Origin of the sequence: Variovorax paradoxus (assembly GCF_022009635.1) — a bacterium.
In the GTDB taxonomy this organism is placed as follows: domain Bacteria; phylum Pseudomonadota; class Gammaproteobacteria; order Burkholderiales; family Burkholderiaceae_C; genus Variovorax.
In genome coordinates, this window is the sequence record NZ_CP091716.1 from 3,319,685 (window position 1) to 3,338,551 (window position 18,867).

Here is an 18,867-nt window from a genome sequence, read left to right on the forward strand (position 1 = left end):
ACGCCCGCCATGCACCAGCTATCCCCAGGGGATAGCTCCATGGTGTTCCACCGAGTTCCAGCCGCCCTCCCGAAACGACGCTCCCGCTGCGCCAGCCGTTGCGGTCAACTCGTACTGCTGCGGCAACGCATCGCCCGCCGATCACAAAGCGGTGTCTGCGCCAATCGGCTTCCTTGCTGCCGTCGTCCGCTGGCCCGGCCAAGCTGGGGCCATCCGATCAACCGCACTTTTCGAGGAGGCTTCATGCGCGTGTACTTGTGCGAGAAGCCGTCCCAGGGCAAGGACATCGCCCGTGTGCTGGGCGCCGGCCAACGGGGCAAGGGCTACTACAGCGGTGCGGGTGTCATCGTGACCTGGTGCATCGGTCATCTTGTCGAGGCGGTTCCGCCCGAAGGCTACGGCGAGCAGTACAAGCGCTGGGCCATCGAGCAACTGCCCATTCTTCCCCAGCGCTGGCGTGTTGAGCCCAAGGCGGCGACCGCGGCGCAGTTCAAGGTCGTACAACAGCTCGTCGCCAAGGCTGGCGAGCTGGTGATCGCCACCGACGCCGACCGCGAGGGCGAAATGATCGCCCGCGAAATCATCGAGCTTTGCAGCTATCGCGGCCCGATCCAGCGGCTGTGGCTGTCGGCGCTCAACGATGCGTCCATTCGCAAGGCGCTGGGCGCGCTCAAGCCATCCGCCGAGACGCTGCCGCTGTACTTCTCCGCGCTCGCCCGATCGCGTGCCGACTGGCTGATCGGGATGAACCTTAGCCGCCTGTTCACGCTGCTCGGGCGCCAGGCCGGCTACAACGGCGTGCTGTCGGTCGGCCGCGTGCAGACGCCGACGCTCAAGCTGGTCGTGGACCGTGATCGCGAGATCGCACGGTTCGTCTCGGTGCCGTTCTGGGCCATCGAGGTAGCGCTCTCGCATGCGGGCCAGTCCTTCGTCGCAAGCTGGACGCCGCCGCAGGGCAGCACCGACGACGCCGGCCGCTGCCTACAGCAGCCCGCGGCGCAGCAGGCCGCCGAGCGCCTGCGCGCGACCGGCGCCGCCAAGGTGCTGTCGGTGGAGACCGAGCGCGTGCGCGAAGGCCCGCCGCTGCCGTTCGACCTCGGCACCTTGCAGGAAGTGTGTTCCAAGCAATTGGGCCTCGACGTGCAGGAAACGCTGGACATTGCCCAGGCGCTGTACGAGACGCACAAGGCGACGACGTATCCGCGCTCGGATTCCGGCTACCTGCCCGAGAGCATGCTGGCCGAGGTGCCGGCCGTCCTCGACAGCCTGGTCAAGACCGATCCCAGCCTGCGGCCGCTGATCGACCGCCTGGATCGCCAGCAGCGTTCGCGGGCCTGGAACGACGGCAAGGTCACGGCGCACCACGGCATCATTCCGACGCTGGAACCGGCCAACCTCTCGGCGATGAGCGAGAAGGAGCTGGCCGTCTACCGGCTGATCCGCGCCCACTACGTCGCGCAGTTCCTGCCGCACCACGAGTTCGACCGGACAGTGGCGCAGCTCACATGCGGCGGACAGTCGCTGCTCGCAGTCGGCAAGCAGATCGCGGTGGCCGGATGGCGCCAGGTACTGGCGGCGCCGGAGCCCGAGGACGGTGACGGCGAAGACGCGCAGCGCGGGCAGGTGCTGCCGGCGTTGTGTGCCGGAGCTTCTTGTCAGGTCGGCCAGGTCGAACTGAAGGCGTTGAAGACGCTGCCGCCCAAGCCCTACACCCAGGGCGAGCTGGTCAAAGCCATGAAGGGCGTCGCCAAGCTCGTGACCGACCCGCGCCTGAAACAGAAGCTCAAGGACACCACGGGCATCGGCACCGAGGCCACGCGCGCCAACATCATCAGCGGGCTGCTGGCCCGCGGCTATCTCCTGAAGAAGGGCCGTGCCATCCGCGCGTCGGATGCGGCTTTCACGCTGATCGACGCGGTGCCGGAGGCCATCGCCGATCCGGGCACGACGGCGGTGTGGGAGCAGGCGCTGGATATGATCGAGGCCGGCCAGATGACGCTGGACACCTTCATCGTCAAGCAATCGAGCTGGGTCACCCAGCTCGTGCAGCAGTACCGCGGCGCCTCGCTCGACCTCAAGCTGCCGCCCGCGCCGAGCTGCCCGCAGTGCGGCGCACCGATGCGCCAGCGCAGCGGCAAGAGCGGCGCGTTCTGGTCTTGCAGCCGCTACCCGGACTGCAAGGCCACGCAGCCGATCGAAGAAGCTGCGGCAAGCAAGCGCGGCGCATCCAGCCCGCGGCGCCGGCGCCCCAAGGCGAGCTGACGCCCACGTCTCCCTCTGCCACGCCGGCTGCTGCCGACGGCGGGGCAAACCTCCCGCACCCCGCGGGACTCCCCAGCGCGCGTCCCCTTCTGCAACGGTGTGCGCGTCCTGCACGAGCCGATCACGGCTTGCAGGACGAGAAGGTCATTGCTCCATCGAATCGCGTCTGTCGCGGTTCCGTTGATCGAGGTGCTTCCGTCCATCCGCGAGCGGTCTCCTGACGCCTTAGCCCGCAAGGCTGCGAGGTGCCAGGAGACCGCTTGCGGTCCACGGTATTCGGTGCCGGTGCCCGCCGGCGGAACAACGGGCTCCCTTTGTGTGTGGATACACGCCAGAGGATGCCGGCCCCAGCCACGAAACGGGTCGGGTGAGATTGCTGACGCAGCGAATGGCTTTGACGACGGCCTGGCCTGCTTGCAGCCCACAGGTGGATTGATTCCTCTCCAGCCGAAGTCCTTTGGGGCTTCGGCGCCTTTGTCGTGGGCAGACGGACGTGCATCGGCTCTTGCATCAGAGCTCGGGCCAAACCGGACGGCGTTCGGTTCCGTTTGATCGGCGACGGCGCGCTGCCGCGCTTCCATCCTTCCCGCATGTGTCGCTGACGGTCGTCAGCACCATGCCCTGGCAGCCCCGGTCTTCAAGGCTGCAACGCGGTTCGCCGCGTTGACCGATCCAGTCCGCTTCGCACCGACCACCGCGGACGCGCGTCGTCACGACGCCGGTGCTTTTGATGTTCAACCCTTCGGGAGGTATCCGCTCCCGACAGGGCGTGGTGCTCCCGGTCTTCAACCACCAGGAGAAACCCATGTCCCTTGCGTTCGCATCGGCGCCGCTGAGCGTCGAACAGGCCCGCGCCGAGTCCATCGGCTACCAGGCCCTGGCCTACGTCGGCAAGCGCCTGCCCCTGCAGGTGCTGTGCAGCGCGGCCGGCCACTACATCGGCACCGCCGATGCGGACGGCCCGGTCTCGCGCGAGTCGGTCAGCTACTTCCGCTCGCACCACGCCGCCGAGCACGCCCTGCAAACGGGCCGCTGGCAGCAGCGCCTCAACCCGTGATGTCCAACCACCAGGAGCCCATGTCATGAACCGTGCCCTGCCTCAAGAGGTACTTGATCAGATCGAGCTGGAACACCAGCACTTCACCGCCGCGCCCCAAGCCTTCTTCGAGGCGTGGAAACGCGGCGTCCATATCGCCGGGGCCGAATGGTTCGGCGACGGCACCCGCGAAGGCCTGCAGCGTGCCACCACCAAGTGGGATCTGCGGCCGAAGCTGCTGATGCTCAATGACGCCCTCGGTGTCCTGAGCAGCGGCCAGCGGATGTTCCTGTCCGCGATGGTGAGCTTCTACAACGCCCGCGAGGGCGGCGCGATGCTCAAGCGTTGCGGCTTCGAGGGTCTGTCCGATTTGGGCGGCCTCGACCTGGAGCGGCGCAAGGTCATTGCCGACCTGACGCTGAACTACAACGGCTGGTGAGCCGCACTGCGGTCTGCCGACGTTCCTCTTTTCTTCCTACCCCACGAGGGACATGCGTCCCTGCATGGGGGCATGTCCCTCCTTTTCTTGAAAGGAGCGATTCATGTCCCCTGGCATTTCCATCGATCTGCTCGTGACCGACGACGACATCGATGCGGTCATCCTTGAAGGCTGGCCGGCAGACATGCGCAAGCCGCGCACGGTGGTGTTCGACTACGCCGGCCACGGTGTCCCCGACGAGAACGTGCTGCGCATCGGCACCGGAGCGCCGAACGCCGGATTGACCGGCCGAGAGGTGTTCCCGGTCGAGTACGGACGCGACTGCCGCTACCCGTCGCCGGCCGAGATTCTTTCGGCACTCGATGCACGCAGGCCGGCCGAGAAACCCTCTGCGCTGAGCATCGCCCGCGACGTGCGCCAGAGCATCCTCGACCTGGATGCGCGGCTTGACCGCCTGGAGCAAGCACCGACCGGCGATGACTACAACCGCCTGTACCAGCTTGCGAATGGCGGCCTGACCGACCTGTTGAAGGCGCTGGGCGACCCGTCCTCGGCTGCCGCCGGCTGACCGGCTGCCACTTCATCCACCCGCTGGGGTTCAATCCCCAGCAGGGGATTGCCTCGGCCATCCTCTGCTGGAGAAATCCCATGTCCTACTCAAACAACAATCCCTTTGTCCGCGGTTACGACGGCCTGTCCGTCCAGCGGCTGCTCGCCGTCTCCTACGACGACGACTGCCCGCTGACATACTTGCCGCTGCACCCCTCGCAGTCGCATTTGCCGGACAGCCAGGTCGAGCGGCGTGCCTGCGTCTTCTCGGACGACTTCATGCTGATCACCGAGGACCAGGCGGTCCCCGACGAACTGCAGGCGATCTGCCCCAGCCACGGACTGGTCCGCAACGTCGTTTATGCCGTATTGGCCCAGGAAGAAGGCAAGCCGCTGCACGTGGGTGACACCTACTCCGAGGAAGCGGCCCGCGAAGTCGTGCGGCGCCTGCGCTATGAAACCGGCTTCTACAGCCGGTGCTGGGAGATCAGCAGCGCGCATCTCGACGCCGACGCGCATCGCTTCCTCGCCGAGCTGGCGGACATCGCCACGCCGACGCTGTTCCTGTTCGTCGCCTTCCGCATCCCGTACAGCCCGGCCATCGGGTTGAAGCTGATCGCCACGCCCTGGACCGACGAGAACCTGCGCGCGGTCGAAGGCATCACGGTCAAGCGGCTGATGCAGGAGCACCGCAAGAAGGGCATGCCTGAATCCCTGTTGCACGTGCTGCACCTGGCCGCGCTCGCCGACGTGCGCATGCTGGTATTCGATGCCGATGCGCCGGTGCTGGACGGACTGCCGATCTACGACGAGTAACGCCACCTTTCGAGCCCCCGCGCGGGGCTCGTTTCATTTGCGGACGAAGCCGGTGGCGGCGCAATGCCGATTTCCGCGCGACGCTGGCCTTGAGCGTGATGCACGCTGCTCGCATGTTCGCTGGCGTTGCCGGCAAGCATGCCCAGGCAGTTGAGACCTTCGAGGCTGCGGCGCGGTTCGCCGTGCTGGTTGTTTTTCCTTCCCGGGCGCATGTCGCGTCCATTCACCTCACCTCCAAGGGACATGCCTCCCTTGTGGGCGGAAGTTTCTTGGATTGCCACAAGGAGCTTCCCAATGGATACCCAAGCCATCCGCGCACAGATGCCGACGCTGGTTCGCGGCCACGTGCCCTCCAACGTCCGCAGCTTCAAGTTCAACATCTTCGATGGTCAGCCCAAGGTTTCGACGCTGGGCTTCCACATCGATCCCAAGCCCTTCGAGGGCAAGGTCATCGCCACCACCGACGAGGCCATCGTCGTCAAGACGGGGTGGGCCGAGTTCGCGGTGCTCGACAAGGCGCTCGTCACCAACGTGCCCGATGAAGGCGCCAAGGTGCAGGTCGAACCATATGCGCGACGCCGCTTCGACGGCCTGCGCGCGGACACGCCCGAGGAGAGCACCGAGTTCACCGCCGACGGCCAGCCCTACACGGTGAAGCGACTGATCCTGGGTTCGGCGCCGGCCAAGCTGCCGATCGCCGAGCCGCAGTGCCCCGAGTTGCAGGAGCTGGTCCACCAACTGGAGCAGTTGCCCGCGCCCGATGGTTTCCGGCGCATCACGCACCTGCTGGTGGATGCCGGCGCGCGGGACTTCACGGTGGTCGATCCGAGCCCCAGCAACATCATCGCCACGCCGCCGGCCATCGGCTTCACCGTCGCCTCGGCGAAGTTCCAGGGGCGCGTCACCGTGCTCTACGAACGCGGCTTAGACACCTACGCGGTGGAACTTCACCACGACGGCGAGTTGGTGGAGCGGGTCGATGAAGTGTTCTTCGACACCTTGGGCCAGGTGCTGGAGCGGCTGATCGACGACGGGAGCTGGCGCCTCATCCGCGTGCAGCGCCTGTCCGGTCGCAAGCCCGTCCAGCACTGAGCCCCTGCGTCCCCAAGCGGCTTCCCGTCCTCGCGGCGGGAAGCCTTCTTCCTTACCTCCGTTGGAGATCACTTCCATGACTGTTCGATTCAAAGGCACCCAGCTTCGGCCCGTGCTCGCCGAGGCAGCGGCCAACCAGTGCCGCGTCATCCTGGTCAAGGACCAGGGCGTGTATTTCATGGCCGAGCGTGGCGAGAGCCGGCCCGATGGGCGGCGCAAGACCATGGCCTACGCCGTGGGCTGCAACCCCGACGTCGATGCGTTCGACGACTGGTGGGAACTGGCGCGCGCCGAGTTCGGCGGCGACGACTTCGGCGAGTTCTTCGACCTTGCAGGAACGGGTGTTCGCCCACATCCTGCACAGCGAGGACGACCTCGAAGTGTCGGCCACGGCCACGCATCTGTCGATGCAGCCCATGCCCGCTGCGCCGGCCGGTCACTGATCGTCCTGCTTCCCAGCCCCCTCACAGGGGCTTCTCTTTATTTGGTGGCGCGGCTCAGGGCCGCATCTCACGCGCTCGTCTCCAGCCCGACTCGGGCCGCTCACGCCGGCACGGTACCAAGCCGGCGCATCATCGGCGTGGTGATCGTGGGCTGCCCGGTGGCGCGGAACCTCGATGACGGCTGGACGCTCGAAGTTACCCGGCTGTGCACCGATGGCACGGCCAACGCCTGCAGCAAGCTCTACGCGGGCCGCCTGCCGCGCGGCACGCGCGTTGGGCTACACGCGCCTCATCACCTACACGCTGCCGGCCGCGGGCGGCGCCAGCCTGCGGGTGGCCGGCTGGCGCCTGGTCGGACGGTGGCAACTGGAACCGAGCGCGCCGGCCGCGCCAGGACACCCCCGAGGCGCTGCGCGTGCCCAAGCTGGTGTGGGAGGCGCCGTAGCGGCGAGGCCTGGCGCTTGCTGCCAATGCGGACAGCCGCCGGTGCCGATTGCCGCTCGCGCGCGTGCCGGCGTAGCGCCACGCTTGGCCCATGTTCCGCTGACTTCGGTCAGCAGCATGCCCGGGCAGTCTCGATCTTCAAGACTGCGACGCGGTTCCGACCGCGTTGATCAACCAGTTCGCTCCGGCATCCCTGCGCGAACGGCCATCGGTTCTCCCGATGGTGATGCCACCCAAGCTGTTCCTTCAACCCATGCGGGGGTTCCACACCTTCCCCGCCTTGGGTCGGGTGTGTCTCCGCCTCTTTGTTCTCAGGAGATTCACCATGACCACTTCCACCGACAAGTCCTACTTCGACCTGCACATCACCGGACTCGGGTATCTCAATCGCATCCGCGAAGTGAAGCCCAAGAAAGGCGATGCGTTCCTGGCCTGCGACATCGCGGCGCTCAACGGCCCCAGCGATGACGTTGCCTACGTGCGTTTCGACACGCGCGTCTCGGGCTCCGAAGCGCAACACCTGGTGCGCCGCTGCATCCAAGCGGTCGATGCCGAAAAGAAAGTGATGATCGGCTTCCGCCTGGGCGACCTGTGGACCGACACCTTCACCTACTCCAAGGGCAAGCGTGCCGGCGAGCAGGGGGTGAGCCTCAAGGCCCGCCTGCTGTTCGTCAGTTGGATCAAGGTCGACGGCAAGCTCGTCTACAAGGCCGAGCCCAAGCCGACCGACGCCGACGACCGCGACACGCGCAACACGGATGTCCCCGCGACTTCCGCCGAGCCGCAAGCCGCTGCGTCCGAGCCTGCCAGGCACGCCGCCGAAGCTGCCGATGAAGCCACTGCCGATGCCCCCGCATTGGAAGTTGCCGAGTCGTTCTGATCCGCAAGGCCCCGCTCCCTGGGGCCTTGTCTTCTTCCCACTCGCGTGCGCATGCGCGCCGTCGCCATGACGGCCGTGTGCGTGATCGCAGCTTCGTCCGCAGGAGTTCTTCATGATCAACATTCCCGGCCAACTGGCCATCAAGACCATCCACGGCCGCAACGGCGACTTCAACGTCGGCCGCCTCGCGACCTCCATCGGCGAGTTCGTCGTGAAGAACGCCGAACTCGACCAGTACGCCGAAGGCAAGTACGAGGGCGATTTCGCCATCGCGGAGATTCGCCCGTCCACGTACACCGCCAACGGCCGCATGGTCATCGAGATCCGCGCCCTCTTGGGCGGGATGACCTTGTCCAACATCGATGCCCTGAGCCGCGACGACGCCCGCCGGCTGAGTCCGCAGGAAGTCGATCCAATCGACGAGGAAGCGCAGACCGCCACGCCGACGCCGACGACCGCCCCCAAGGCGGCCGGCCGGAAGAAGGCACGCAGTTCGCGCGACCCGCTGGTCGATACCACGCCGTTCGGCAGCGAACCGGCTGCTGCGTCTGCCGAAGCTTCGGCCCATGCCGAAGACGACGGCGACGCGGTGCTGTTCGGTGCGCTCTGGCCGCTGGGCGATGTCGTCAAGCTCGATGCCACCGTGGATCGGCGCGTGCTGCGTCAGCAGCGCGACCGCCTCGGCGACCTGGGCTACGAGTTCGCTCCGCTGTCCCAGGACTGGCATCTCGCCAGGGTCTGATCCGACCGCCGTACCTCGCCGCGTTCTGCGGCTTTCACCACCCGCCGGGGTTCCTTCCCCGGCGGGAGGACTCCGGCCCTTTCTCACAGGAGTCATTCCATGGGCTGGACATTCGTTCGTTTGACGCGCGATCAGTTGATCCGCGAGCTGACCGCAACAGAGGAAACCGAGCGGTCGCGCAATGAGGTCATCGACCACACGCTGGTCGGCAACGTGCTGTGGACGGTGGTGCGTGTCACCGCCAAGCAGGCCGGCGTCCTGGGTCTCGCACCCGGAGAGTCGGCCACCTTGATCGGCTGCCATCTGCTGGAAAGCGAAGGCCGCGAGTGGGGCTACAAGTCCCTGGTCGAGGCCGAGCACCCGTACTACTACTCGTGCCCGCTGCGCTATCTCGACATGGCGCCGCAGCGGTGCGCCACCTGGCGCGCACTGGTGCATGCCTTCCACCAGCAGCGACCGACCAGCGCGGGCGGCGATGCAGCCACCGAGTGAGGCGCACATGGACACCATCCTGTCGTCCTTGCCGCCCGAGCTGCTTCGCTTCGTCGAAGACCAGTTGGCCAACAACGAGGCTTCCGACGACGAGCTGCACGAGCACTTCATCGCCAACGGCCTGGGCGAAGATCAGGCGTGGCAGGCACTGACCTACCGCGCGCTGTACCTGCGCCACGTCTTCCTCGAAGGCTTCACGCCGATCCTCAAAGGTCACGAGGCGCTGTGCTTCGACCCGCACAGCCGCGGCTGGGAGCCGGTTCCGCCCCCATAGGCCGGCCCTTCCACGGCCCGCTTCTTCATTCCTTTCACCAGGCCCTGTTCAGCAGGGCTTTTCTTCGTCCCACGCAATCGCGCGCATCCGGCCTCGGCCGCTGGATGCCGATTGCTCCATTCCGCAAGGAGATCGTCATGCAACTCGCATCCCGCTTTGCCTCTCGTTCCCCGGTGCTGCGCGCCGACCATCCGCTGTCGGACGATCAGATTCGCACCGTGGCCCCGTCCATCTTCGCGGACACCCCGCACGAAAGCCGCTCCGAACGGTACAGCTACATCCCCACGGCGGCTGTGCTGACCGAACTGCGCAAGGAAGGCTTCCAGCCGTTCATGGTGTGCCAGACTCGCGTGCGACACGAGGATCGCCGCGACTACACCAAGCACATGCTGCGCCTTCGCCACGCCAGCCAGATCAACGGCGCCGAGGCGAACGAGATCATCCTGCTCAACTCGCACGACGGCAGCAGCAGCTACCAGATGCTCGCGGGCATGTTCAGATTCGCCTGCCACAACGGCCTGGTCTGCGGCGACACCTTTGCCGACGTGCGCGTGCCCCACAAGGGCAGCGTCACCGATCACGTGATCGAAGGCGCCTACGAGGTGCTGCACGGCTTCGAGCGCGTGCAGGATTCGCGCGACGCCATGCGGGTCATCACGCTGGACGACGGCGAGGCCGAGGTCTTCGCCAGATCGGCGCTGACCTTGAAGTACGACGATTCGGGCAAGGCCCTGCCCATCACGGAGACCCAGATCCTGCGGCCCCGTCGTCACGACGACAACCGCGCCGATCTGTGGTCGGTCTTCAACCGGGTCCAGGAGAACCTGGTCAAGGGCGGCCTGACCGGCCGTGCCGCCAGCGGGCGGCAGCAACGCACGCGACCCGTCCAGGGCATCGACCAGAACGTCCGGCTCAACCGGGCGCTGTGGCTGCTCGCGGATGGCCTGCGTCAGCTCAAAGCCTGACCCACAAGCGGATCGTGCCCATCGCGGCATGGTCCGCTTTTCTCTTGCTGGCGCTGTGCTGCCAGCGCACCACGTTCAATTTGGTTCGGTGCACCCCTAGTGCGGCAATTCGCTGCCGCCGCGAAAATTGAGGTCCGACTGCATACCTCCCTGGCTTTTCCTCACTGAGCCAAGCAGTCGTCTTTGCCGCCTCGGTGTTCCCGAGGCGGCTTTCTTTTGTGGCGGTCCTTCCGCCTTCCGCCATTGCAGGCGATGCGCCAAGGCAAACAGGGTTGCGCGCCGGGTCGGTTTTCCGCTCCTGCTGTCTGCGCAATTTGGCGCAGGCTATGGCCCATGTCCGTCGGCGCTGCCGACAACATGCCCAGGTAGCCCAGACCTTCAAGGCTACGGTGCGTTGCGACGCACGGTCTGATTCTTCGCCACGACGCTCACCGCGTTTTCTTCCATCCCCCTGGGGCAGTGACTGCCCTCGCGGGCGGTGCTGTCTCCGCTCACTTCGAGGGCATCACCATGCCTGCACCTTCTTCCTCCAAGACGCTCTATCGCATCGACGAATGCCCCGACCTGATGGCCGATGGCTGCGTCGGTGACGAGAACGGCAACCTGGTCTTCATCTCTGTCTGGGCGCGCGACACCGCCGTCCAGGAATTTCTGGCCCGCATCACCCTGGGCCGGGACGAACAGGGACTGGATCAGTTCCACGTCATCACCGAGCAGGGCGCGAGCATCCCGGTCTTCGTCGGCAACGCCGAGAACCTGGAAAAGCGCAGCGCGCGCGCCTATCGGCGCACGCTGTTCGGCTCGCTGACCAACATCTGGCTGTTCGATCGGCGCTGCGTCAAGCCCGACAAGGCCAACGCCAGCGCGCTGGCGCTCCTGCCTCGCGATTCCTCTCACCGGCTCGAACGGCTGTGGAAGCTGGTGCGGGATACCTGCCCGCTGCCGCTTCTCGATCCCTGGCGCGATGTCGTGCTGGACCTGCTGCAGGCGAAGTCGATGCTGACGCGCCTGCCGCTTGCCCTCGGGCCTCTGGAAGGCCATCGGCTCGCCATCGACGTGCCCGTGCTGACCCAGGTGCTGGGCGGCCTGATCCGCAGCGGGGCGCTCGTCGCCGACACGCCCGCCAGCCGCATCCTCTCGGCACGACCGCTCGAAGCGGTGGCTTGAGGTTCTCTCACCGGACATGCACGCCCCGCGTGTCCGCCCCCTTCAATTCATCTACTGCCAGGAGATTCCCATGGCCCTCATGTTCCCGCGGCTCGCCCGCAACTTCGTCAAGAACGGGTACTTCCCCACGGATGAACCCACGCTCGAAAGAGCACTCGCCGCACTGGCGCCCGCCGAATCATCGAACGGGCCGATGTGCATCCTCGATCCCTGCGCCGGCGAAGGCGTGGCGATCGCCGAAGCCGCACACGCCCTCGGGCGTGAGCAAGTCCAGGCCTTCGCCGTCGAGTACGACGCCGAGCGTGCACGCCATGCCCGGCAACTGGTCGATCGCTGCATCCACGGCGACCTGATGGACACGCTGATCAGCCGGCAGAGCTTCGGCCTGCTGTGGCTCAACCCGCCGTATGGCGACTTGTCCAAGGATGCCAACGGCAACGTCGGCTACCAGGGCCAGGGCCGCGCCCGGCTGGAAAAGCTGTTCTATCAGCGTGCGCTGCCGTTGCTGCAATACGGCGGCGTGCTGATCTACATCGTGCCGCACTACGTGCTCGATGCCGAGCTGGTCGGATGGCTGACCCGGCACTTCGCCGAACTGCGCATCTACCGCGCGGTGGACACGCAGTTCCGGCAGGTCGTGATCTTCGGTCGCCGGGTTCGCCAGCGCGACCAGGCATCGGATGCGGTCAAAGCCACGCGCGCGCTGCTGCTGCAGATAGGTCTTGGCGACGCCGAAGCGGAGGAACTGCCAGTCGAATGGCCGTTCCTGCCGTACACGGTGCCCGCCACCGCCGAGCCGGAGCACTTCTACCGCGTGACGATGGAGCCCGAGCAGTTCGCCGAGGAAGTCGGCCGGCTGCAAGGACTCTGGCCGACGCTCGACACGCACCTGGGTGCCGCGCAGCAGTCGCTGCGGCCTCCGGCGCGAGGGTTGTCGCATTGGCATCTCGCCTTGGCGCTCGCCGCGGGTGCGATCTCCGGCGTGGTGAAGTCCAAGACGGGCCGTGTGCTCGTCGTCAAGGGCGACACGCACAAGGAGAAGACCTTGCACACCGAGTACACCGAGCGCGACGACGGCACCGTGGCCGAAACGCGCATCCTGACCGACAGGTTCGTGCCGGTCATCCGCGCCTGGGACATGACACCGGGCTCGTTGACCTGCGGTGAGGTGCTGACCATCCGCTGATCGCTGTTCCCTGACGGTTCGCCGTCATTTCATCCACCACTCACCCACCCAACGGGGCCATGTCACCCCGCGGGGTGCCGTGGCCCTCTTTCATCCGAAGGAGAAACACCATGGCACTCGCAGTTCTCAACGTGGCGTCGCAAGCACGCTTTGCCCCCGGGCACCTGGTCATGACCTGCGGCATCGATGCGCTGGTCCAGCAAGGCCGGCTCAATCCGGCGCCGTACCTGTGCCGCCATCTCAGCGGCGATTGGGGCGACCTCGACGACAGCGACCGGCGGCAGAACGACGCCGCGCTGCGCTCCGGCGAGGATCGGCTGTTCTCGTCCTACCAGGTCGCGCCTGACCTGAAGCTTTGGATCATCACCGAATGGGATCGCAGCGTGACCACGCTGCTGCTGCCCAGCGAATACTGATCTTCATCCACCGCGGCCACGTGCCGTTCTTCTCTTCCCACACCGGGGCATGCCATCGCCCCGCAGGGGGAGGTGCATGCCCCATTTCATTGGAGCATCACCATGTCCCTCGATACCGAAGTTGTTCCCGCCGCCGATGGCACGTCCGTCCAGGGCGACCTGCTCGAAGCGGCTGCTTCTCCCTTGGCGATGAGCCTTCAGGACTTCGTTGCCGAATTCGGCGACGAGCTGCTGGATTCGCTCAACCGCGCCAACCCTCCCGTCTACACCGGCCAGGCCCGGCCGCATCGCCAGCTCGTGCTGGCAAGTCTCAAGCGCAAGCTGTTCGGCGCGCAAGCCGAGGTGGTGCATGCCGTCACCGAGCTGCTGGCCGACCGCGGCGAACGCGCCGCGATCGTCAATGGCGAGATGGGCTGCGGCAAGACCACCGTTGGCATCGCCACGGCGGCCGTGCTGCACGCCGAAGGCTATCGCCGCACGTTGGTCCTTTCGCCGCCGCACCTGGTCTACAAGTGGCGCCGAGAAATCCAGGAGACCGTGGCCGGAGCCAAGGTCTGGGTGCTCAATGGCCCGGACACCTTGGTCAAGCTCATCAAGCTGCGCGAGCAGTTGGGCGTGCCCGTGCGCGGCCAGGAGTTCTTCGTGCTCGGGCGTGTGCGGATGCGCATGGGTTTCCATTGGAAGCCCGTCTTCAACGTGCGGCGCACGCGGCACGGCGACGTGGGCGCATGCCCGGACTGCGGCCAGGTCATCACCAACCTCGACGGCGAGCCGATCAACCCGGTCGAACTCGAAGCCGAGGACTACCGCCGCCGGTGCAGCCATTGCGCCGCACCGCTGTGGACGCTGATGCGACCGCGGAGCTTGTCCGCAAGCGACCAGTCCACGGCGGTCTTCAAAGCCTTGCAGCGCATCCCGACCATCGGGGAAGTCACCGCGCAGAAGCTGATGAAGAAATTCGGCGACGGCTTCCTGGCCTCGATGCTGGGCGACAACATCCACGAGTTCATCAACCTCATGGATGCCAACGGCGAGCTGGTCTTCTCGGATCGTCAGGCGCACCGCATGGAGCGGGCGATGGCGAACATGGAGTTCGGCTTCGGCGAAGGCGGCTACCAGCCGTCCGAGTTCGTCAAACGCTACCTGCCGCAAGGCACGTTCGACCTGCTCATCGCCGACGAGGCGCACGAGTACAAGAACGGCGGCAGTGCCCAAGGCCAGGCCATGGGCGTGCTCGCAGCGAAGGCGCGCAAGACCTTGCTGCTCACCGGCACGCTGATGGGCGGCTATGGCGATGACCTGTTCCACCTGCTGTTCCGAGCCCTCCCAGGGCGAATGATCGAAGACGGCTACCGCCCGACCAAGAGCGGCAGCATGACTTCGGCCGCGATGGCGTTCATGCGCGATCACGGCATCCTCAAGGACATCTATTCCGAGAGCACGGGCGCGGCGCACAAGACCGCGAAGGGCACGAAGGTCAGTGTCAGAACGGTCAAGGCTCCCGGGTTCGGTCCCAAGGGCGTGCTGCGTTGCGTCCTGCCGTTCACAGTGTTCCTCAAGCTCAAGGACATCGGCGGCAATGTGCTGCCGTCCTACGACGAGGAGTTCCGCGAGGTGGCGATGGGCACGGCGCAAGCCACGGCCTATCGCGACCTGTCGAGCCGGCTGACCTCAGCGCTGAAGCAGGCGCTGGCGAAGCGCGACACGACGCTGCTCGGCGTGGTCCTCAACGTGCTGCTGGCCTGGCCGGATTGCTGCTTCCGGTCGGAGACGGTGGTGCATCCGCGCACGCGCCAGACCTTGGCTTTCGTTCCGGCTCAATTCAACGAGCTGGAGGTGATGCCCAAGGAGCGCGAGCTGATCGAGATCTGCAAGCAGGAGAAGGCTGCGGGTCGCAAGACGCTGGTCTATTCGGTCTACACCGGCACCCGCGACACCACGTCGCGCTTGAAGGTGCTGCTGGAGCAGGAAGGCTTCAAGGTGGCGGTGCTGCGCGCAAGCGTGGATGCCTCCCGCCGCGAGGACTGGATCGCCGAGCAGTTGGATCGCGGGATCGACGTGTTGGTCACGAATCCCGAGTTGGTCAAAACCGGCCTGGACCTGTTGGAGTTTCCGACGATCGTGTTCATGCAGTCGGGCTACAACGTCTACAGCCTGCAGCAGGCGGCCAGGCGCTCATGGCGCATCGGCCAGAAGCAGCCGGTTCGCGTGATCTACCTCGGCTACGCGGCTTCCTCGCAGATGACCTGCCTGGGGTTGATGGCCAAGAAGATCATGGTCTCGCAGAGCACGTCGGGAGACGTGCCCGAATCGGGACTGGATGTGCTGAACCAGGACGGTGATTCCGTCGAGGTGGCACTGGCCCGGCAACTCGTCGCGGCCTGATCCGCCAACCCACGCCGGCCGCCCTTCGGGGCGCCGGCTTTTTTTTCCTGCGCATCGAGGGCACGCCATGAAGTCGGGCGCATGCCAGTTCCCTTTGTTTGCTGCCCGAACGCTCTGCGGCGGCGATGGTGAGGGCTCCGTGTTCCAGGGAACTGCCCCATGCAACCACTCACCTGCGTCGCTCATCGCCTGGCCGTGCCTGTCATGCTGGCCGGCTGCGTGCTCATCGCCGGCTGCGCCGCGACGGGCGCGGCGAGCACCCCGGCTGCCCGCCAATCGCCTCCCGAGCCTGCGGTGTTTGCCAGGACCATCTCCCCGGAGCCCGAGCAAGGCCAGATCCCAGTGGCCCGCTACGGCCGCTACACGCTGGTCGAGATGGTGCCGGAACCCGCGCAGCGCGACCTGCTGCGACAGGTGATCGAGATTTCGATTCCGCCGACCTTCGACGCGAGCGTCGGCGATGCCCTGCGGCACGTGCTGCTGCGCACCGGCTACCGCCTTTGCGACGCGCCGGACGCTGCATCGCTGTTCACGTTGCCGCTGCCGGCGGCGCATCTGCGGCTCGGGCCGCTGCCGCTGCGCGAGGCCTTGCTGACGCTCGCCGGGCCGGCCTGGAAGTTGTCCGTCGATGACGCTGCGCGTGCGGTGTGCTTCACGCGCGTGACGAGCGCGCGTGCGCCGAGCGCAAACCCCATTCCTGCGGCTGCGGCGTCGAGTGCGCCGGCCGCTGAATCCGCCAACTCACAAGTGCCCCAGGAGGCCCAGCCATGACCATCCCGCAGCTTCCCGACGAGAACGCCGGCCGCGCGCGCTGGTTGAAGATCGCAGCGGCCGTCTGGCTGCTGCTCGTGAGCATCCTGGCCGTGGTCAACAGCGTGGGCCTGTCGCGCCTGACCGAGCAGAGCCAGGCCAGCGCCCAGGATGCGCACGTGCAGGCGCTCAATACGCGCGTCGCCGAACTCGAACAGCAAGCGGCGGCCTCGAAGAACCAGCCCAAGCCCGTCACCCAACCCGACTTCGAGGCCGCCCGCAAGACGCTGGACGAACGCCTGGCGCAGGTGGAGCAGGCCCAGGCGGGAGACGCCCATGCCGGTGACTTGCAAGCGCTGCAGGCGCGCGTGGGCGACATCGAAGCGCGCATGAAGAGAACCGCCGCGGCACCCCGGCGCACCGCCGAGCTGGCCAAGCCCAAGTTGCCCGAGCCTCCGTTCAACGTCGTGGGCGTGGAGCTGCGCGGCGGCGAGCGCTTCCTGTCGGTGACGGCACCCAAGGCCTCGTCGGTGCTGGACGTTTGGCTGCTGCGCGAAGGCGATGCCGTGGGCGCTTGGCATTTGCTGGCGATCGAGGCACGCGCCGCCGTGTTTCGCGTGGACGGCCAGGCCCAGCGCATCGCGCTGCCGTAGGAGCCGGATATGAAGCACGCTGCGATCTGCTTGGCCGCCTTCCTCGCTGTTGTCGCAGGCACGGCCTCGGCGCAGTCGGCGCCCGTCGCTTCCTCGCGCACCGTTCCGGCCCAGGTGCAGAACAGCAGCGACGCCGCGCTGGACGAGCGCCCGGCGCGCGATTGGGGCCTGCGCCCCGAAGAGTGGGCGCGCTACCGGCAACTGATGCAGGGGCCGCTGGGCATCTACTCCCCGAACCTCGATCCGCTGACGGCGCTGGGCATCGAGGCGCGCAGCGACGAGGAACGCAACCGCTATGCGGAACTGCAGGTGCAGGCGGAATCGAAGCGCGTGGGCAAGACGCTGGCGTACCAGCGGGCCTACGACGCGGCCTGGAAGCGGCTCTATCCGGGGCAGCAGCGCGTGAGCATGCCGGGCGCGAAGGCGCCGGGCGCCGGCAACCGGGGCTCGGGCCGGCTGGCTGTCTTCGTGAAAGCCGAGTGCCCGCCGTGCGACCAGCGCGTGCGCCAGTTGCAGGCGGCCGGCACCGCCTTCGACCTCTACATGGTCGGCAGCCGCCAGGAAGACGCCCGCATCCGCCAGTGGGCGACGCAGGCCGGCATCGATGCCGGCCGCGTGCGCTCGCGCACCATCACGCTCAACCATGACGCAGGGCGTTGGCTGTCGCTCGGCCTGCCTGGCGATCTGCCCGCCGTGGTGCGCGAGGTCAACGGCCAATGGCAGCGGCAATAACGGCAACGAGCTTGGCTCGCCGCGCCGGCCGCGCGGCACTGGCCCTGGTGCTCTGCGCCTGCACGGCCATCGCCTTCGGCCAGGAGGTGCCGCCACCCGCCTACCAGCTCGCCGCCCAGCAGGCGGGCGTGCCGTCGCCGGTGCTGTACGCGGTGGCGCTGCAGGAGAGCGGCGCACGGCTGCGCGGCCGTCTCATCCCCTGGCCGTGGACGCTCAACGTCGCCGGACGCGCCGAACGCTACGCCACACGGGCCGAGGCCTGCGCGGGCATCCGCCGGGCGCTCGCCCGCACGCCGGCCAACCGCATCGACGTCGGCCTCGGCCAGGTCAACCTCGGCTACCACGCGCACCGCTACGAGCATCCCTGCGATCTGCTCGACCCATACCGCAACCTCGCCATCGCCGTGGAAATCCTGCAGGAGCAGCACACGCCGGGCGAGGACTGGCTGGTTGCCATCGGCCGCTACCACCGGCCTGCGGGCGGAGCGCCAGCCGCCCGCTACCGCCGCAGCGTCCACCAGCACCTGACCCGCGTGCTCGGTCCGGGCGCTTCACTTCCTTCTGCCCGGAGCCCCATGCCATGAACCGCATCTTCCTTGCCGCGACTGCGGCGCTGCTGGCCGCCACCGCCGACGCGCAGGACCGCGCTCCCGCCACCAAGAACAGTTCCCCGCCGCTGATCGTGGTCGAGGACAAGGGTGGCGCCTCGGCGTTGCCGTACTACCGGGCCTTGAACCCGCAGGATGCGCAGCCCGGCCAGCCGGCCACGCCGCAACCGGCGCCGCGCATCGGCGGCCCGGCCGATGCCGAGGCGGCCATGCTGCCGGTGCGCTCGGTGCGTCTTTCACCGGGCGACGAGCCGCGCCGCGTGATCCGCGCGCCCGGCCTGACGCCGCTGTTCCTGGTCGGCGACGACGACCGTTCACGCGCCTGGCTCAAGCAACGGCGCGCGGACCTGCAGGCACTGCGCGCCGTGGGCCTGGTGGTCAACGTGGCGACGCCCGAAGCACTGGCCGCCTTGCGCCGCCTTGCGCCGAACTTGATGTTGTCGCCGGCCTCGGGCGACGAGCTGGCGCAGCGCCTGAGCATCCAGCACTACCCGGTGCTGATCACTGCGACCGGCATCGAGCCCTGATGTGACGTG

At 67.2% G+C, this 18,867-nt stretch carries 20 protein-coding genes and 2 pseudogenes; all 22 read left to right on the top strand.

What is annotated here, in order from left to right:
- The first annotated feature begins 243 nt into the window (after positions 1-243).
- The 22 genes and pseudogenes from L3V85_RS15385 to L3V85_RS15490 all read left to right on the top strand — a co-directional run bounded on the left by L3V85_RS15385 (position 244) and on the right by L3V85_RS15490 (position 18,858).
- Entirely contained in the window at positions 244-2,262 is a 2,019-nt protein-coding gene (locus tag L3V85_RS15385; protein ID WP_058142310.1) for a DNA topoisomerase III, read from the top strand.
- Positions 2,263-3,067: 805 nt separating this feature from the next.
- Positions 3,068-3,319 (top strand): hypothetical protein, encoded by a 252-nt coding sequence (locus L3V85_RS15390; RefSeq protein WP_077190950.1) that lies wholly within the window; start codon positions 3,068-3,070, stop codon positions 3,317-3,319.
- A gap of 25 nt (positions 3,320-3,344) precedes the next feature.
- Positions 3,345-3,737 carry a hypothetical protein gene (locus L3V85_RS15395; RefSeq protein WP_058142309.1) on the top strand — a complete coding sequence of 131 codons (393 nt, stop codon included), beginning with the start codon at positions 3,345-3,347 and terminating at the stop codon, positions 3,735-3,737.
- 103 nt (positions 3,738-3,840) lie between these two features.
- Positions 3,841-4,305: a hypothetical protein gene (locus L3V85_RS15400; RefSeq protein WP_058142308.1), complete on the top strand. Its 465-nt coding sequence runs from the start codon at positions 3,841-3,843 to the stop codon at positions 4,303-4,305.
- 80 nt (positions 4,306-4,385) lie between these two features.
- Complete coding sequence (locus tag L3V85_RS15405; protein ID WP_058142307.1) at positions 4,386-5,102, top strand: hypothetical protein; 717 nt, start codon at positions 4,386-4,388, stop codon at positions 5,100-5,102.
- Between the two features lie 294 nt (positions 5,103-5,396).
- Entirely contained in the window at positions 5,397-6,194 is a 798-nt protein-coding gene (locus tag L3V85_RS15410; protein ID WP_058142306.1) for a hypothetical protein, read from the top strand.
- 76 nt (positions 6,195-6,270) lie between these two features.
- Positions 6,271-6,637, top strand: a pseudogene (locus L3V85_RS15415) (DUF3085 domain-containing protein).
- A 128-nt stretch (positions 6,638-6,765) separates the two neighbouring features.
- A pseudogene (locus L3V85_RS15420) lies at positions 6,766-7,082 on the top strand (XF1762 family protein); the annotation flags it as partial.
- A gap of 324 nt (positions 7,083-7,406) precedes the next feature.
- Entirely contained in the window at positions 7,407-7,961 is a 555-nt protein-coding gene (locus L3V85_RS15425; RefSeq protein WP_058142304.1) for an STY4534 family ICE replication protein, read from the top strand.
- 112 nt (positions 7,962-8,073) lie between these two features.
- Positions 8,074-8,703, top strand: coding sequence for a DUF3275 family protein (locus L3V85_RS15430; protein WP_058142303.1), 630 nt, complete (start codon positions 8,074-8,076; stop codon positions 8,701-8,703).
- A gap of 99 nt (positions 8,704-8,802) precedes the next feature.
- Positions 8,803-9,195, top strand: coding sequence for a hypothetical protein (locus tag L3V85_RS15435; RefSeq protein WP_058142302.1), 393 nt, complete (start codon positions 8,803-8,805; stop codon positions 9,193-9,195).
- Positions 9,196-9,202: 7 nt separating this feature from the next.
- On the top strand, positions 9,203-9,469 hold the full coding sequence (locus L3V85_RS15440) for a hypothetical protein (RefSeq protein WP_058142301.1): 267 nt from the start codon (positions 9,203-9,205) through the stop codon (positions 9,467-9,469).
- A gap of 137 nt (positions 9,470-9,606) precedes the next feature.
- Positions 9,607-10,434 carry a DUF932 domain-containing protein gene (locus tag L3V85_RS15445; protein ID WP_058142300.1) on the top strand — a complete coding sequence of 276 codons (828 nt, stop codon included), beginning with the start codon at positions 9,607-9,609 and terminating at the stop codon, positions 10,432-10,434.
- Positions 10,435-10,944: 510 nt separating this feature from the next.
- Positions 10,945-11,601, top strand: a complete 657-nt coding sequence (locus L3V85_RS15450) for a hypothetical protein (protein ID WP_058142299.1) — start codon at positions 10,945-10,947, stop codon at positions 11,599-11,601.
- A gap of 70 nt (positions 11,602-11,671) precedes the next feature.
- Positions 11,672-12,787 (top strand): DUF6094 domain-containing protein, encoded by a 1,116-nt coding sequence (locus tag L3V85_RS15455; protein ID WP_058142298.1) that lies wholly within the window; start codon positions 11,672-11,674, stop codon positions 12,785-12,787.
- Positions 12,788-12,897: 110 nt separating this feature from the next.
- Positions 12,898-13,203, top strand: coding sequence for a hypothetical protein (locus L3V85_RS15460; RefSeq protein WP_058142297.1), 306 nt, complete (start codon positions 12,898-12,900; stop codon positions 13,201-13,203).
- Positions 13,204-13,305: 102 nt separating this feature from the next.
- On the top strand, positions 13,306-15,588 hold the full coding sequence (locus L3V85_RS15465; RefSeq protein WP_058142296.1) for a helicase-related protein: 2,283 nt from the start codon (positions 13,306-13,308) through the stop codon (positions 15,586-15,588).
- Positions 15,589-15,747: 159 nt separating this feature from the next.
- Positions 15,748-16,359 carry a PilL N-terminal domain-containing protein gene (locus L3V85_RS15470; RefSeq protein WP_058142295.1) on the top strand — a complete coding sequence of 204 codons (612 nt, stop codon included), beginning with the start codon at positions 15,748-15,750 and terminating at the stop codon, positions 16,357-16,359.
- Positions 16,356-16,991 (top strand): hypothetical protein, encoded by a 636-nt coding sequence (locus L3V85_RS15475; protein ID WP_058142294.1) that lies wholly within the window; start codon positions 16,356-16,358, stop codon positions 16,989-16,991. Before L3V85_RS15470 ends, L3V85_RS15475 begins: the two co-directional genes overlap by 4 nt.
- A 9-nt stretch (positions 16,992-17,000) precedes the next feature.
- Complete coding sequence (locus tag L3V85_RS15480; RefSeq protein WP_058142293.1) at positions 17,001-17,723, top strand: TIGR03759 family integrating conjugative element protein; 723 nt, start codon at positions 17,001-17,003, stop codon at positions 17,721-17,723.
- The gene (locus tag L3V85_RS15485) at positions 17,708-18,307 is read left to right on the top strand and encodes a transglycosylase SLT domain-containing protein (RefSeq protein WP_058142292.1); all 600 of its coding nucleotides are present in this window, start codon (positions 17,708-17,710) and stop codon (positions 18,305-18,307) included. Before L3V85_RS15480 ends, L3V85_RS15485 begins: the two co-directional genes overlap by 16 nt.
- Positions 18,304-18,858 carry an integrating conjugative element protein gene (locus tag L3V85_RS15490; RefSeq protein ID WP_058142291.1) on the top strand — a complete coding sequence of 185 codons (555 nt, stop codon included), beginning with the start codon at positions 18,304-18,306 and terminating at the stop codon, positions 18,856-18,858. Before L3V85_RS15485 ends, L3V85_RS15490 begins: the two co-directional genes overlap by 4 nt.
- Positions 18,859-18,867: the final 9 nt, after the last annotated feature.

Bases quoted from the DNA above. Each gene is read 5' to 3' on its own strand.
- L3V85_RS15470 (WP_058142295.1), top strand. From the start codon at position 15,748: ATGCAACCACTCACCTGCGTCGCTCATCGCCTGGCCGTGCCTGTCATG.
- L3V85_RS15425 (WP_058142304.1), top strand. From the start codon at position 7,407: ATGACCACTTCCACCGACAAGTCCTACTTCGACCTGCACATCACCGGA.
- L3V85_RS15390 (WP_077190950.1), top strand. From the start codon at position 3,068: ATGTCCCTTGCGTTCGCATCGGCGCCGCTGAGCGTCGAACAGGCCCGC.
- L3V85_RS15385 (WP_058142310.1), top strand. From the start codon at position 244: ATGCGCGTGTACTTGTGCGAGAAGCCGTCCCAGGGCAAGGACATCGCC.
- L3V85_RS15410 (WP_058142306.1), top strand. From the start codon at position 5,397: ATGGATACCCAAGCCATCCGCGCACAGATGCCGACGCTGGTTCGCGGC.
- L3V85_RS15440 (WP_058142301.1), top strand. From the start codon at position 9,203: ATGGACACCATCCTGTCGTCCTTGCCGCCCGAGCTGCTTCGCTTCGTC.
- L3V85_RS15405 (WP_058142307.1), top strand. From the start codon at position 4,386: ATGTCCTACTCAAACAACAATCCCTTTGTCCGCGGTTACGACGGCCTG.
- L3V85_RS15460 (WP_058142297.1), top strand. From the start codon at position 12,898: ATGGCACTCGCAGTTCTCAACGTGGCGTCGCAAGCACGCTTTGCCCCC.
- L3V85_RS15475 (WP_058142294.1), top strand. From the start codon at position 16,356: ATGACCATCCCGCAGCTTCCCGACGAGAACGCCGGCCGCGCGCGCTGG.
- L3V85_RS15430 (WP_058142303.1), top strand. From the start codon at position 8,074: ATGATCAACATTCCCGGCCAACTGGCCATCAAGACCATCCACGGCCGC.
- L3V85_RS15465 (WP_058142296.1), top strand. From the start codon at position 13,306: ATGTCCCTCGATACCGAAGTTGTTCCCGCCGCCGATGGCACGTCCGTC.
- L3V85_RS15435 (WP_058142302.1), top strand. From the start codon at position 8,803: ATGGGCTGGACATTCGTTCGTTTGACGCGCGATCAGTTGATCCGCGAG.
- L3V85_RS15490 (WP_058142291.1), top strand. From the start codon at position 18,304: ATGAACCGCATCTTCCTTGCCGCGACTGCGGCGCTGCTGGCCGCCACC.
- L3V85_RS15450 (WP_058142299.1), top strand. From the start codon at position 10,945: ATGCCTGCACCTTCTTCCTCCAAGACGCTCTATCGCATCGACGAATGC.
- L3V85_RS15400 (WP_058142308.1), top strand. From the start codon at position 3,841: ATGTCCCCTGGCATTTCCATCGATCTGCTCGTGACCGACGACGACATC.
- L3V85_RS15445 (WP_058142300.1), top strand. From the start codon at position 9,607: ATGCAACTCGCATCCCGCTTTGCCTCTCGTTCCCCGGTGCTGCGCGCC.
- L3V85_RS15485 (WP_058142292.1), top strand. From the start codon at position 17,708: ATGGCAGCGGCAATAACGGCAACGAGCTTGGCTCGCCGCGCCGGCCGC.
- L3V85_RS15455 (WP_058142298.1), top strand. From the start codon at position 11,672: ATGGCCCTCATGTTCCCGCGGCTCGCCCGCAACTTCGTCAAGAACGGG.
- L3V85_RS15395 (WP_058142309.1), top strand. From the start codon at position 3,345: ATGAACCGTGCCCTGCCTCAAGAGGTACTTGATCAGATCGAGCTGGAA.
- L3V85_RS15480 (WP_058142293.1), top strand. From the start codon at position 17,001: ATGAAGCACGCTGCGATCTGCTTGGCCGCCTTCCTCGCTGTTGTCGCA.